At 66.1% G+C, this 15,162-nt stretch carries 7 protein-coding genes; 1 reads left to right on the top strand and 6 read right to left on the bottom strand.

The window, feature by feature from the left end:
- Positions 1 to 349 precede the first annotated feature (349 nt).
- The 6 genes from C8C99_RS14465 to C8C99_RS14435 all read right to left on the bottom strand — a co-directional run bounded on the left by C8C99_RS14465 (position 350) and on the right by C8C99_RS14435 (position 11,864).
- Positions 350 to 922: a hypothetical protein gene (locus C8C99_RS14465; RefSeq protein ID WP_108627174.1), complete on the bottom strand. Its 573-nt coding sequence runs from the start codon at positions 920 to 922 to the stop codon at positions 350 to 352.
- 391 nt (positions 923 to 1,313) lie between these two features.
- Positions 1,314 to 1,871: a single-stranded DNA-binding protein gene (gene ssb, locus C8C99_RS14460; protein ID WP_056644053.1), complete on the bottom strand. Its 558-nt coding sequence runs from the start codon at positions 1,869 to 1,871 to the stop codon at positions 1,314 to 1,316.
- A 125-nt stretch (positions 1,872 to 1,996) separates the two neighbouring features.
- Positions 1,997 to 3,175 carry an MFS transporter gene (locus C8C99_RS14455; RefSeq protein WP_108626104.1) on the bottom strand — a complete coding sequence of 393 codons (1,179 nt, stop codon included), beginning with the start codon at positions 3,173 to 3,175 and terminating at the stop codon, positions 1,997 to 1,999.
- Positions 3,176 to 4,545: 1,370 nt separating this feature from the next.
- The gene (locus C8C99_RS14445; protein ID WP_108626103.1) at positions 4,546 to 6,906 is read right to left on the bottom strand and encodes an IPT/TIG domain-containing protein; all 2,361 of its coding nucleotides are present in this window, start codon (positions 6,904 to 6,906) and stop codon (positions 4,546 to 4,548) included.
- A gap of 120 nt (positions 6,907 to 7,026) precedes the next feature.
- Positions 7,027 to 8,082: a helix-turn-helix domain-containing protein gene (locus tag C8C99_RS14440; RefSeq protein ID WP_056644044.1), complete on the bottom strand. Its 1,056-nt coding sequence runs from the start codon at positions 8,080 to 8,082 to the stop codon at positions 7,027 to 7,029.
- Positions 8,083 to 8,096: 14 nt separating this feature from the next.
- Positions 8,097 to 11,864 carry a fibronectin type III domain-containing protein gene (locus C8C99_RS14435; RefSeq protein ID WP_056644042.1) on the bottom strand — a complete coding sequence of 1,256 codons (3,768 nt, stop codon included), beginning with the start codon at positions 11,862 to 11,864 and terminating at the stop codon, positions 8,097 to 8,099.
- 201 nt (positions 11,865 to 12,065) lie between these two features.
- On the opposite strand from C8C99_RS14435, the gene uvrA reads away from it, so the two are divergent.
- Positions 12,066 to 15,155 (top strand): excinuclease ABC subunit UvrA, encoded by a 3,090-nt coding sequence (gene uvrA, locus C8C99_RS14430; RefSeq protein WP_233247229.1) that lies wholly within the window; start codon positions 12,066 to 12,068, stop codon positions 15,153 to 15,155.
- Positions 15,156 to 15,162 lie beyond the last annotated feature (7 nt).

Genomic DNA, 15,162 nt, shown 5'->3' with positions numbered 1-15,162 from the left:
GCGGCTATGAGGGGCTTATTCCTCGTTTATCTGCCTTATTGGGTGCTCGACTAACCAGCTGTCTTTCTTTTGAGCGCAAGAAGTAAGCCCGCTCCGTCTGCGCTGACTGTGCAGGGGCGAACAGAAAGCGGAAGGACTGGAAGGCGCATGTGGCGGCCTGTGGGCGAGAACACTTGGTTGTTCTCCACAACGGGGCGAGCCGGGCTGCCGTTGGGGTCACCGCGTATGCGCAGTGATGTCAGTCTTTCAGCGCAGAGATGAGCGCAACGACCCACGCCCACTGCGGGAGGAGCGCACCCCGGGCGCTGCCCCTCCCTCCCTCTCTCTTTTTATGAATCAGTGCCGCGTTTCAGGCTGCAGCGGCCTGGAGCGTGTCGTCCGTGCGGCACAGGGTGCGATTTACCCAGGCCCCGCCGGCGCCCGCCAGCGTCAGCAGGATCGCCAAGATCCACATGCCAGCCCCGCTGAGCGATTGCGCACTGGACTGAGCTTCCGCAAGCAGCCGCTGGCGGGTGGTTTCGTACGCGATGACGGGTTGACCATTGGTAACAACTTCGTAGGTGATGTTGCTGTCATCGCCGTCAAACAGCGCCGAGATCTTTTCGTCGATGAGGTTGCCCACCAGCGCGGAGGGTGTGCTGTGGTCGATGCGCAGCTTGCGCTCAGCGCCACCTGCCTCCGGGGTGACCGTGATTTCGTAGTACTTCTGCGTGGCCCGGCGCTTGCGCTTGACGGTGATCTCGGCGGCGCTGGTCACGGTGCCGGACAGGGTCTCTAGTTGCTCGCGTGGTTTGTAGGCATGGTCGCCCTCGGCTTTCCAGTGGCTCCACACCGACATGCCGATGAGCCCCGGGCCCGCGATCAGCAGCAGCCACGCATAGCCCGTGGTGAATATCAGTATTTTTCGGACGAACCCCGGCATGAAACTCCCTCCCTCGTTGTTGCTGTGTTCTGGCCGCTGGCCCATCGAGGGGCTCTGAGGCGGACGGCGCTTCGTTGCAAGATGCAATCGATGAAACGCAGGGGGATGATCTGTGACTGCAGTGGCGTTCAGGTTTCAAAATGTAGTGTGTCGCGTGGATGCCGCAGGGCTGCCACCAGTGTGCTTGGCGGATTTCGTGGTCCTGGTGTAGCCGGTGCTCGGCATGCGGGTCGTGTTCTGCCGCTTGCCGCCCATGCTGTCAGAGGGCGATTGGGGGGGCGACCCCAAAAAGAGCAGGGCCCCGTAGAGGGGCCCTGTCAGGAGCAGGCTCAGAACACCCTGGGTGCCTGCCCGCGCCGAGAAATCGTGACGCGCCGAATCGGATCGGCGATCAGAACGGAATATCGTCATCCATGTCGTCAAAGCCCGATGCGGCGCGGGGCGCCTGGGCCACAGGGGCAGGCGCAGGGCGTTGTGCTGGAGCTGCCATGGGGCGTGGCGCGGGCGCAGCACGACGGGGCGCCTGGTCGTAGCCGCCTTGGTCGCCACCCCCATAGCCACCGCCGTCGTCGTAGCCGCCACCTTGCTGGCCGCCACCCTGACCGCCCATGCCTTGGCGGCTGCCCAACATCTGCATCTGGTCGGCGCGGATCTCAGTGCTGTATTTTTCAACGCCGCTCTGGTCGGTCCACTTGCGGGTGCGCAGGCTGCCTTCCACATACACCTGCGAACCCTTGCGCAGGTACTGGCCGGCGATTTCGGCGAGGCGGCCGTTAAAGACCACGCGGTGCCACTCGGTGGCTTCCTTCATTTCGCCGGACTGTTTGTCTTTCCACTTGTCGGTGGTGGCAATCGTCACGTTGGCCACCTGGTCGCCACTGGGGAAAGTGCGCATTTCAGGGTCGCGGCCCAGGTTGCCGACGATGATGACTTTGTTTACGGATGCCATGGTGCTGTCTATGCCTTAAAGAGATGAAAGCGCCGGATTTGGGGGAAGATTCCAGGCGCCAAACGCGCCATTGTGCCGCAACCAAGGAGCAATGGAACCCCCGAAGGGGCCTCCGTACCTGGGGCTCAGTGCCCGCCGCGTCCTACCGGGCGCAACGGCCAGGTCAGCACCAACCACAGGGCCGTGAGCGCCGTGGTCACGGCAAACAGGCCTGGAGCGCCGGCCCATTTGACCAGCGCGCCACCCAGCGCCCCGCCCGCAAACAGGCCCAGCGACTGTAGGGTGTTGTAGCTGCCCAGCGCGGCGCCGCGCAGGTGGGCTGGCGCCATGCGGGACACCAGGCTGGGCTGGCTGGCCTCCAGCGCATTGAAGCCACAGAAGAAGACAAACAGCAGCGGCCCCAGAACCCACAGCGTGGCAGGCAAACCGCTGGCCGCCAGCAGGCCCAGCCCGGCCTGCACCACCAGCACCAGGGCGATGGCCCCGAGCAGCGCGGTGCGCAGGCGGCCCGCGCGCTCCAGCGTAAACAGCCCGCCCATGGCCGCAAACGACAGCACGACGGCGGGCAGGTACACCTGCCAGTGGTGGTCTTTGGTGAGGCCTGCCTGTACCAGCATGGCGGGCACAGCCACCCACATGGACAGCTGCACGGTGTGCAGCACAAACACGCCCAGGTTCAGACGCAGCAGATCAGGGTGGGCCCACACATCGGCCAGGCGGCCCCGGGGGGCGTTCTGGTGCTGCGCAGGCTCGGGCGGCACCCACCACACCACCACCGCCACACCCGCCAGTGCCAGTGCGCAGGTCAAGCCAAACAGCCCCGCCAGCCCGACGTGAGCAGTGAGCACGGGGGCCGCCACCAGCGCCACGGCAAACATCAGCCCAATGCTGCCACCCACCAGCGCCATGGCCTTGGTGCGCACGGCGTCGCGCGTCTGGTCGGCCAGCAGGGCGGTCACGGCGGCCGACACGGCCCCCGCCCCCTGCAGCGCCCGCCCGAGCAGCAGGCCGGTCAGCGAATCCGCCAAAGCGGCCAACAGGCTGCCTGCCGCAAACACCAGAAGGCCCAGAACGATCACGCGTTTGCGCCCAAACCGGTCGGATGCCATGCCCAGCGGCAGCTGCAGCACCGCCTGCGTCAGGCCGTAGATGCCCATGGCCAAGCCCACCAGTGCGGGGTCGTCGCCCCCAGGGTATTTGCGGGCCTCCAGGGCAAACACGGGCAACACGAGGAACAGGCCCAGCATGCGCAGCGCAAAGATCAGCGCCAGGCTGACGCTGGAGCGGCGCTCCAGGGCGGTCATGTGGGAGTCAAGGGCGGGTGGCCGCGTTGCGGCCGTGGCTGACAGGGGAGAAGAATCCGGCACGGTGGTGCGCTATGGCCCGGTAAAGCAAAAGCTGGATTTTCGCCCATTGGGCGCGGGCCCGCCGATTGGCGCACCGAGAAGGCGCGAAAGAGCCTGCCATGTCCACCTGTCCAGCGGCAACACACCTGTTCGCACGGCAAACACCTTCCGTAGCCCGGGCCATGGCTGCGTTGGACTCCGTGACGGTGTTGGTTATGGAGGCCCACACGCACAGTTCGGATTCACCCACGCGGATTTGGACGCTCGCGTTCTGAGCCGTGGCCTTGCTTGGAACGCCTGTCCATCCACAGCATCCGGGCTGCAAGTGCGGCCAACATGCCGAGTGCCCAGGGGTTGTCGATAGGGGTGGGAATGTGCGACCCATTGTGGGTTGTCGACGTGCTGGCGGGCTTGGACCCTGCCGCTGGGCCTGGGCGGGGCCTGCCCGCCGCCTGTGCACGGGGTGGGGACAGGGCGACCGTGGTTATTGTGGGAGGCTTCTGCGCGGGGTGGGTGGATCGGGGCGGTGGCATGGTTTCTGCGCTGGCGGACAAAGCCGCACCCAGCATCCATGCGCTTGCCCAGCCTTTGAGGGGCGCGCGCGCCACGGTGCAGATGGCCATAAGGTGCGGGCGCTGGCTGGGCAGAAAAAGGATGCTCGCTTGTGACATGGGGCAGGTCGGCGCACCCACAGCCTCCATGCGAAAAGCACGGCCGCACAGGGAGCGTGGCTCATCCTATGCCGCGCTTTGGACCGCAGCTTGCCTCTGCGTTTGCATTTTGTTGACCAGGTGTTCCAACCGCCCTGCCGTTGCTGCCTGCGTCCTGGACGTTGGGCTCGCCTGGTGAAGCTCTGAAGACGTCGGAAATGCCTTGCAGGGGCCAACCCCAGGTGGCGTACTTGGCAGATCTGCTCTGCGTCGCAGGGAGCCGACATGCCGTGCCGGTGCGCGCACCTCGGAGGGAGCAAGGTAAAGCGCCGTGCGTGAACCACGGGCGGTGATTCGCGGATAGGTGAATGTGACCATGGCGGCCGGACCCTCCCGTGCGCTTGGGTGGCTATGAGGGAAAAGGCCTGCTCCGGCAGCACGCATGGTGAGGCGGCACCCCCGGCCCATATTGCTCGTGGGGTGGCAGCTGGCGCCGCCGGTTCCTGATTTCAGCGCAGGACGATGGTTTTTGCTGTTCTGCAGGGCGTTGCGGGTAGGCCAGATAGGATGGGCCGCTCGGTCAGAAGGTGATAAGGAACAGTACCGCTGGCCTAGCCAAGCAACTCTCAGTCAGTGCCAACCAGTTGCCTGCAGCGCATACATTGGTTCTGCGGACAGCTATTTTTTTTGACTGAGCCGATGTCCCAATCCGCCAAATAGGGGCAATACCAACAACAACGCCAATCCAGCCACCGCCCCGGGGCCCAGTACGGGCACGGACATCAGTCCAACCCCTCCACCTGCTCCGGCCAGCAGCACCGGCAGCCCGGGATCGGTGATCCGACCAGGCACAGCGTCGGTGTCGCCCAGACCGCCGTCGGTCAGCGTCAGCGTCACACTGCGCCGGTCGGGGGCAAACACCGCCGCGTTGCCGGGCAGCGCATACCAGTGGGGCTGGGCGCAGGCGGCACCGGCACAGTTCAGACCTGGGGGGCTGGGGCCGTATTTGAGGTAGACGGCACCTGCTGCCACGGGCTCGCTGTATTGCACCGTGAACTGGGCGCTGGAGCCAACGCCACCGCCGCTGAGCACCAGGCGCAATGCCCGGTGCTGCGTGCTCGCGCCGCTAGGCAGTGGCGCGGGCAACGTGGCATCGAACGCTGCGGCATCCAGGCCCCAGCCCTGGTTGGCGGCCGGGTCGGGCAACGTGAGGGATGCGCGCAGCCCCCCGACACCGGACATGGGCCAGGACGCGTTGCACTGGCGGGAGCTGGCCCCGCCGTTCTGGCCCGCGCAGGTCCAGGCAAAAGCTCCCGAGGCTGCGGCCACGCTGCCTGCCACACCGGCGCTGCACAGGCCGACCGTCGGCGGGGTGACGCGCTCCAGCCCGTCCGCCGCGCCGCAGGCGCCGTCGATGGCCGGCGCGGTGAAGGTGAAAACCGTACCGTCCAGCATTGCCGTTCCGCTCTCTGCCACCACCTGCACAGAGGCAGAGCCTGCGGCATGGGCAGGGGTAACCGCGTCGATGCGGGTGTCGTCCACCACATTGAAACTGCGGGCCGCCACGCCGCCGAAGCTTACGCCTGTCGTACTCAGCAGGCCGCTGCCGCGTAGCGTTACTGGGGTGTCGCCAGTCGTTGGTCCAGTGGCAGGGCTGGCGCTGGCCAAGACCGGCGCTAGGGCATATAGGAAAAAGCCCTGGGCCGTGCCGAGGCTGGTCGTGATCTCCACGCCTCCCGATTGCAACGGCGCAGGGGGAGGAATGGCGGTCACCTGCGTGGCGCTGTCCACGGTGAAGGAGAGGGCCGGCTGGCCGGCAAAGCGCACCGCCGTGGTGCCCGTGAGGTTGGCGCCGGTTAGCACCACCGGCACCCCGCCTGCAGGGGGATTCCAGCGCGGTGCTACGCTGGTGACGGTGGGCCGCAGTTCTGGCGGCACGGTGTAGGTGAAATAGCCGATGGGGTGCGGCATATGGGCAATGGGCGTGGCGACCTCGAACATCACCGTGAGGCCCGCGGCCTGGGGCGGCGCGACAGCGGTGATCTGCGTGTCGCTGTCCACCGTGAAGCTGGTGGCGGGCTGGCTCCCGAACAACACTGTCGAAGCACCGGTGAACCCGCTGCCGGTGATGGTGACCACCGTGCCGCCGAGCATTGAGCCTCCGCCGGGGCTCCAGTTGGTGATGTCCGGCTGGGGCACATAGGTGAAGTTGCCCGCCGCTGCCGTGCCTTGGGCGGTGACCAGTTCCACCGCAACGGTGCCCCGGGCGTGTGCTGGCGTGGTGGCCGTGACGCGGGTGCCGCTGCCGTCCACGAACAGATTGGTGGCGTCCACGCCGTCAAAGCGCACGGCCGAGGTGCTGCCCAGGTTGGTGCCGGTGAAGACCACCTGGGTCCAACCCATGGTCAGGCCCTCGGTGGGCGCTACGCTGGTGACGGTGGGCCGCAGTTCTGGCGGCACGGTGTAGGTGAAATAGCCGATGGGGTGCGGCATATGGGCAATGGGCGTGGCGACCTCGAACATCACCGTGAGGCCCGCGGCCTGGGGCGGCGCGACAGCGGTGATCTGCGTGTCGCTGTCCACCGTGAAGCTGGTGGCGGGCTGGCTCCCGAACAACACTGTCGAAGCACCGGTGAACCCGCTGCCGGTGATGGTGACCACCGTGCCGCCGAGCATTGAGCCTCCGCCGGGGCTCCAGTTGGTGATGTCCGGCTGGGGCACATAGGTGAAGTTGCCCGCCGCTGCCGTGCCTTGGGCGGTGACCAGTTCCACCGCAACGGTGCCCCGGGCGTGTGCTGGCGTGGTGGCCGTGACGCGGGTGCCGCTGCCGTCCACGAACAGATTGGTGGCGTCCACGCCGTCAAAGCGCACGGCCGAGGTGCTGCCCAGGTTGGTGCCGGTGAAGACCACCTGGGTCCAGCCCATGGTCAGGCCCTCGGTGGGCGCTACGCTGGTAACGGCAGGCAGGGTGCTGGCCAGCAGCGGACAGCACAGCACGGCCACGAGCACAGCCGCAGCCAGATGGCGAATGAAATGCATGGGGTCGCGCGCAATAGTGTGAACAGGCGTTGGCCCATGCTAGGCGCCGCCGGCAGGTTGGCTTGACTGGGCGTTTTGGCGTTCTTGACTACCCGTTCCAGACGGTGCCCGCTGCGCAGCCTAAACCTGCAGCGCGCGCACCCAGTCTGCGTACTCGGCCGTCGAACGGCCCACATTGCCGGCGGCGCCGGCCGCTCCGACCGATGTGCCAGCGGCCATGGCCCGCACATCGCTGGGCGTGAGACCGAAGGCCGCTCGGAAAGTGCGGCTGAAATGCGCCTCGCTCAGGAACCCGTTGCGCGCGGCCACCTCGGCCACCCGCAGGCGCCGGTTGGCCGGGCTGGCCAGGGCATGGAAGGCGCGCAGCAGGCGGCGCTGCTGCACATAGTGCGCCACGCCGCCCAGCGGCTCGAACAGGCGGTACAGCATGCTGCGCGAGATGCCGAAGCGGTGGCACAGCACGTCGGGCCCAAGTGGTGTGGCCAGGTTCTGCGCGATGTGGCGCTGGATGCGCTCCAGCGTCACACCCTGCACTTCGGCGCGTGCCTGGGCCAGGGTATGGCGGCTGGGCCGCAGGCAGGCCGCGAGCATCTGGGTAGTGGCCTGCACCACGGCAGGCGCTTCAGCGAGCGTGATGTCCGGCAGGCGGTGATGCAGGGACCGCAGATAGTCGCTGAGCAGCCCGCCCAGCGCGGTGCCCTGGCGCAGCACGGTGCCGTGCAGGTTCGCGTCGCGCTTGCCGAAGGACTCGGCGGCGATCTCGCGCGGCACGACGAGCGACAACACATGTGACGGCTGGGCATAGGTGCGCTGCGTGCGCCCCAGGTCGAACACGGTGATGTCGCCCGCATGCACCGCCATGTCGGCACGGTCGTCGTGTTGACCCACGAAACCCCCGCTCCGGTACCACTGCACCAGATAGTGGTCGACCCCGTCGCGCGCCACGCGCGGCGAACCGCGTGAGAATTGCTGCGGGCCAAAATGCAGGTCGCCCACCAGCAGCGCGCCCAGGTGGCTGGCGGTGACCGAGGCCTGGAAGTCACCGGGCGGCTCGCGCCCCATGGGAGCGACGTCGAAGATCACTGAAATGCTGCTGCGCCAGGCCTCAAAGCGCTCCTCGGCCGCCAGGTGGTTGGTGGCGAAGACAGTGGAAGGCAATGTTGCGGTGGATGGCATTGCGGCCCCGGCGTTCAGATGCGCAGGTGCCGACGCCGTACACCCAGCCAGGCCATGATCGCAACCAGCACACCCAGGGCCCAGGGGTTGTCCACGGGAATGGTCGCAGCGCCAACGCTCACGAAAAACGCGGGGGCGAAGGGATCACGGATGCTTCCGACTGCACCGTCCGCATCGCCGATGCCGTTGTCAGTCACGGTGTAGGTCACGGTCCGCCGGTCCGGGCTGAGGGTGGCTCCTGTCCAGGCGAACCAGGTGGAAGTCGGTGCTCCCGCCGTGGCCGGGCCGTACTTCCAGAACTGAATGCCTGCGGGCAGCGCCGAAGGGTACTGCAACGTGATGGTCGCACCGCCAACGGCACACCCTGTCGCCTGAAACTGAAAGGCCCCATGGGGCACCGACACTCCGGCCGGCATGCCCGTGGGCACCATGAAACTGGTGGCACCGGGCGCGAATGTGCAGGTGGCGGCACCCGACAGCGTTGCGGTCACGACACCTGCCATCCCTGCCACGGAACCAGAGGCGGACAGAACTGGGTTGACGGCAAAGCTGCGGGAGACCTGGGTAGCGGGAAGGTGGCTGCTGTCGCCCGCCTGGTCGGCATTGATCGTGCAGGAGCCCGCCGTTACAAAGGTCAGTGCACCGCCCGTGGTGATGGTGCACACCCCAGTCGTGGACGACGTGAAAGTGGGTGTCAAACCTGAATCCGAGGTGGCAGTGAGCGTAGGACTGGTGCCGAAGTTTTGCGCGCCAGGGTTGGCGAACGTGATCGTCTGCCCGCCTTTGGGCGTGACGGAATTGGAGCTGGACGATGCCGGGCCCGTGCCCGCAAAATTGTCCGCCGTGACGGTGAAGGTGTAGGCCGTACCGTTGGTGAGACCCGTGACCACGATGGGCGAGCCCGCTCCATTGACAGGCGCAACATCCGCAGGGCTGACCGTGACGGTATAGCTGGTGATGCTTGTCCCGCCGGTGTTGGCGGGCGCAGTGAAGCTCACCGAGGCCTGTGTGTCGCCCGCCGTGGCGGTGCCGATGGTCGGCGCGCCGGGGACCACGGCGTTGACGATGAATGTTCGGCTCACTTGCGTGGCTGGCAAATAGCTGCTGTTGCCCGCCTGGTCGGCGTTGATGGTGCAATTGCCCGCCGTGACGAACGTCAGCACGCCGCCGGGCGTGACGGTGCACACGCCTGTCGTGGAAGAGGTAAAGCCCACCACCAGCCCAGAAGTGGACGATGCACCACCATTCAAGACGCTCAGGTTCGGGCTGGTGCCGAAGTTTTGCGCGCCAGGGTTGGCGAACGTGATCATCTGCGCGCCTTTGGGCGTGACGGAATTGGAGTTGGCGGACGCTCCCCCCGTACCCGCGCTGTTGGTGGCCGTAACGGTAAAGGTGTAAGCCGTTCCATTGGTCAGGGATGCCACGGTGATGGAGCAAGCAGCGGGCCCTGCGCAGGTGCCGGTCTTGCCGTCCGGACTGGAGGTAGCGGTGTAGGTGGTGATGGGCGAGCCGCCATTGCTGACAGGTGCTGTGAACGTGACGGTGGCCTGCGCGTTGCCCGCTGTGGCGGTGCCGATGGTGGGTGCGCTCGGCATAACGGCATTCACCATGAACGAGCGCGTCACGGTGGTGGCTGCATTGGTGGATGCATTGCCCGCCTGGTCGGCATCGATGGTGCAGATGCCGGCGGCGGCGAATGTCAGCGCGCCACCGGTGGTGATGGTGCACACGCCCGTGGTGGATGAAGTGAACGACACGGTCAGGCCTGAACTGGACGTGGCGTTCAATGTCGGCGTGGCGCCAAAGTTGTAGCTGATGGGTTGCGCGAACGTGATGATCTGGTTGGCCTTGGGCGTGACCGAATTGGACGCCCCTGAGGCCGAGCTGGTGCCCACGCCATTGGTGGCCGTCACCGTGAAGGTGTAGGCCTGCCCGTTGGTCAGCGACCCCACGGTGATGGCGCAGGCAGTGGGCCCGGCGCAGGTGCCGGTCTTGCCGTCCGGACTGGAGGTGGCGGTGTAGGTGGTGATGGGCGATCCGCCATTGCTGACGGGTGCTGTGAATGTGACGCTGGCCTGCGTATCGCCTGCTGTGGCGGTGCCGATGGTGGGGGCTCCGGGGGCCACGGCCTGCACCGTCACCGTGATAGTGCGTACGTCGCCATCGGAGCCGTCGCTCACCCGCACTGCAAAACTGTCATTGCCGCTGTAGTTGGTTGCGGGGGTGTAAGTGATGGTGCCAGAAGGTGCAATGTCGGTTCCTCCCGAGGGAGTCGCTGTGCCGCTGATGGTGAGCGTTCCGTGCACCGGTGACGTCTGCACGGACCATATCTCTGTCTGGCCCGTGTCGGTATCGCTCACGTGCAGCAATGACTTGATGTCGGTAGAGGCCGCGTTCGCGCTGACCGTAATCGTTGTCGTGGCACCAACGAAGCTGGGCGCGACGTTGGTCATTGTGGTGGTCACCTTGGTGGTGCTGTTGCTGGTGCCGACATCGGTGCCGTCGTCAGGGACCAGCGTGAACGTGGTGGTCACCGTGCTCCCTGTTGGCCCTTGCTGGTAGGTGGGCGTAAATACCAGACCCCGCAGGTTGCTGGTCACTGTGGCTGGTGTCTGGGCTGTCAAGACATAGCTGCCCGCGCTGCCCGTGAGCCCTGTGCCCGAGAGCGTGCCATTGGCTGCTGTGTAGCTGATTTGTACCGAGACTGCGTCGCCATTCGCGTCCGAGACGGTGATGCCCGCGAACGGTGCAATCGTGGCGTTGTCGTTGACTGCTCCGTTTGTCATGAAGCCGCCACTCAGGCTGGGGCGGGTATTGGTGGTGACGTTGGCACTGCTGGAATAGGCGCTATAGCCGTTCGCATTTCCGGCGGATACACGGTAGTAGTAGGTGGTGGCTTGAGCAAGGCCCGAAACGAGGGCTGGCGAGTCGCCGACGCTGGCCGGGTTGTAGCCCGCGATGCAAGAAGTAAACCCTGCGTCTGTACATACCTGCAAGCGGTACGCATCTGCGCCGGTGGCGCCATTCCAGTTGGCTGTGAAGCGATCGGCGCGCACATTGGTGCCCGCCTGTAGGGTGGGCGCTGCGGGTACTGTGGTGGTGCTCACCGTGGCCGATGGGACGCTGTCACCGCCGCCGTTGTACGAGCGCACACGGAAATAGTAGGTCGTGCCAGCGTTGCTGAGACCCGTGACCGTGGCGCTGGTCGGAGGCGTGGGCGACGCTGTGATCACCAGCCCGTTATAGCCTGGGTGGAAGGTTGTGAACGCGGCATCGGTCGCTACATCGAGTTTGTAGCCCACCACGCCGGCCACCCCGGACCAATATACGGTAGTGCTCCCACCGGAGATGTAGGGCTGTACACCAGAATTCAGCGGGCCGATCGTAGGCGCATCAGGTGCTGGCACCGTCACGCCCTGCTGTACGTTGATCTTGCCGCAGGCCGAGTTGGTGCTGTTGTAGCCCGTGCCGGTGACAGGCGTGCTGGCCGAGGAAAGCGCGTAGAAAGCAATGGTGCTGTTGTTGAGGTCCGTACTGCCGAGCGAATTGCTGACGACCCAGTTGTCCTGTCCGAAGACGGATGCACGGTACAGGTACCAGCCGTTTCCGTCATAGCGGGGCGCTCCGTTGAGCGTACCGTTTTCGTTGTAGTTACCGACGATAGCGGGTGGCCAGGCATTCTGGCAGCCGTTTGCTGCGCCACCATCCTGTACGGCGTAATTGACAGCGTGCGACGTTCCAGCCAAGAGCAGGCCCAAGGCTGCGCCCAGAATCCATTTCATTGTTTCCTCCCGAAGACCCGCGTTCGGCATCGCCGAGGTCGTTGCGTCGGGCGAAATGCATCCAAGGCGTGACTGGATATTGATTAAACCGGTGATGTTAACAATTGATCAAGGTTATAGGGGTAGCTGTAGCAAGCCGGGATGGAGGGCGCAGCGCTTCGTCATAAGAGTGAGGCTCCGGCTCAGAGACTCTCGCCTATCATGGTGGGTTTTCCCGCACCGAGCCCGCCCGTGACCCCTCCCCCCGTTGCCGACGACCGATCCGCCGATGGTGTCTACCTCGCCCGCGCCCTGCGCGAGCAGCGCATCAGCATCCGTGGCGCGCGCACGCACAACCTCAAGAACATCGACCTGGACATTCCGCGCAACCAGCTGGTGGTGATTACGGGGTTGTCGGGTTCGGGCAAGTCGAGCCTGGCGTTTGACACGCTGTATGCCGAAGGCCAGCGGCGCTATGTGGAGAGCCTGTCGGCTTATGCGCGGCAATTTCTCGGGAGGCTGGACAAGCCCGATGTGGACCTGATCGAGGGACTGTCGCCCGCCATCAGCATCGAGCAGAAGGCCACCAGCCACAACCCGCGCTCCACCGTGGGCACGGTGACCGAGATCCACGACTACCTGCGCCTGCTGTACGCCCGCGCGGGCACCCCGTTCTGCCCGGACCACGGCCTGCCGCTGGCGGCGCAGACGGTGAGCCAGATGGTGGACGCCGTGCTGGCGCTGCCCGAGGACACCAAGCTCATGATCCTCGCCCCTGTGGCGCGCGAGAAGAAGGGCGAGTTCACCGAGCTGTTTGCGCAGATGCAGGCGCTGGGCTATATCCGCTTCCGCGTGGATGGCCAGATCTACGAACACGAGAACCTGCCCGCACTCAAGAAAACCGAGAAGCACGACATTGACGTGGTGATCGACCGCATCAAGGTGCGGGCCGACCTGCAGCAGCGCCTGGCAGAGAGCATCGAGGCCGCCCTGCGCGTGGGCGGCCATGACGGCAATGGTCGCGTGTTGGCGCTGGAGATGGACACGGGGCAGGAGCACCTGTTCAGCAGCAAGTTCGCGTGCCCGGTGTGCAGCTATTCGCTGGCCGAGCTGGAGCCGCGCCTGTTCTCTTTCAACTCGCCCATGGGCGCCTGCCCCGCCTGCGACGGCATTGGCCAGCGTGAGGTGTTCGACCCGGCGCGTGTGGTCGCCTTCCCCACGCTGAGCCTGGCCAGCGGCGCCATCAAGGGCTGGGACCGGCGCAACGGCTACTACTTTGCGATGCTGGAGAGCCTGGCCCGGCACTATGTGTTCGACATCGAGGCGCCGTTTGAATCGCTGCCTGCGCCGGTGCAGCACGCCATCCTGCACGGCTCAGGCGACGAAGAAATCGCCTTCAGCTACATCATGGACAGCGGCGCCTCCAAGGGCAAGGTGCACACCAAAAAGCACCCGTTCGAGGGCATCCTGCCCAACATGGCGCGCCGCTACCGCGAGACGGATTCGGTGGTGGTGCGCGAAGACCTGGCACGCTTTCGCAGCACCCAGCCCTGTCCCGAATGCCACGGCGTGCGCCTGCGCCGCGAGGCCCGCCATGTGAAGGTGGGTGAGGGCGAACAGGCCCACGCCATCTACGAAGTGAGCCACGCCACGCTGAGCGATGCCCACGCGTGGTTCCGCGCCCTGCAGCTCACCGGCGCCAAGGCCGAGATTGCCGACAAGGTGGTGCGTGAGATCGCCACGCGCCTGCAGTTTTTGAACGACGTGGGCCTGAGCTATCTGAGCCTGGACCGCAGCGCCGAGACGCTCTCCGGCGGCGAGGCGCAGCGCATCCGCCTGGCGTCGCAAATCGGCTCGGGCCTGACGGGCGTGATGTATGTGCTCGACGAGCCCAGCATCGGCCTGCACCAGCGCGACAACGACCGTCTGATCGCCACGCTGCAGCACCTGCGCGACATTGGCAACAGCGTGATCGTGGTGGAGCACGACGAGGACATGATGCGCGCCGCCGACTATGTGATCGACATGGGGCCCGGCGCGGGCGTGCATGGCGGGCGGGTGATGGCGCAGGGCACGTATGACGAAGTGCGCGCCAATGCCCAGTCGCTCACCGGCCAGTACCTGTCGGGCGCGCGCACCATTGCCGTGCCCCAGCGCCGCACGCCGTGGCTGCCCGTGCTGGACCAGCCCGCGCCCGTGGTCGAGGCCAAGGCCAAATCGCGCTTTCCGCAAACCGAAGCCAGCAAGCGCCGTGCCGAGCGCATGGCCGAGCACCATGCGCGCCAAGGTGCCGTGCAGGCGCTGCGCGTGGTGGGCGCCTCGGGCAACAACCTCAAGGGCGTGACGGTGGACTTCCCAGTGGGCCTGCTCACCTGCGTGACGGGGGTCTCGGGCTCGGGCAAGAGCACGCTGGTCAACGACACGCTGTACGCCGCCGTGGCGCGGCAGGTGCACCGTGCGCACGAAGAACCCGCCGCACACGAAGAGATCGTTGGCATCGAGTACTTCGACAAGGTCATCAACGTGGACCAGAGCCCTATTGGCCGCACGCCGCGCAGCAACCCCGCCACCTACACGGGCCTGTTCACCCCCATCCGCGAACTCATGGCCGAGACCAACACTGCCAAAGAACGTGGCTATGGTCCGGGGCGCTTCAGTTTCAACGTGTCGCAGTCGTCCGGCGGCGGCCGTTGCGAGGCCTGCCAGGGCGACGGCGTGGTGAAGGTGGAGATGCACTTTCTGCCCGACGTGTACGTGCCCTGCGACATCTGCCACGGCCAACGCTACAACCGCGAAACGCTGGAAGTGCAGTGGAAGGGCAAGAACATTGCGCAGATCCTGGAGCTGACGGTGGAAGACGCGGCGGCGTACTTCAAGGACGTGCCCACCATCGCGCGCAAGCTGCAGACGCTGCTGGACGTGGGCCTGTCGTACATCCGTCTGGGCCAGGCGGCGACCACGCTCTCGGGCGGCGAGGCGCAGCGCGTGAAGCTGGCGCAAGAGCTGAGCAAGCGCGACACGGGCCGCACGCTCTACATCCTGGACGAGCCCACCACCGGCCTGCACTTTGCCGACATCGACCTGCTGCTGAAGGTGCTGCACCAGCTGCGCGACGCGGGCAACACCATCGTCATCATCGAGCACAACCTCGATGTGATCAAAACCGCCGACTGGCTCATCGACATGGGTCCCGAGGGCGGTGCGGGCGGCGGCACCGTGGTGGGCGTGGGCACGCCCGAGGAACTGGCGGCCAACCCGGCCAGCCACACGGGGCGGTATCTGGCGCCGTATCTGAAAAAAGCGTCGGCCTGAGCGCAGG

The sequence above is a fragment of the Acidovorax sp. 107 genome (assembly GCF_003058055.1).
Lineage (GTDB): Bacteria > Pseudomonadota > Gammaproteobacteria > Burkholderiales > Burkholderiaceae_C > Acidovorax.
The sequence above is the reverse complement of the archived record's forward strand: the minus strand, read 5'-3'. Positions and strand labels throughout refer to the sequence as shown.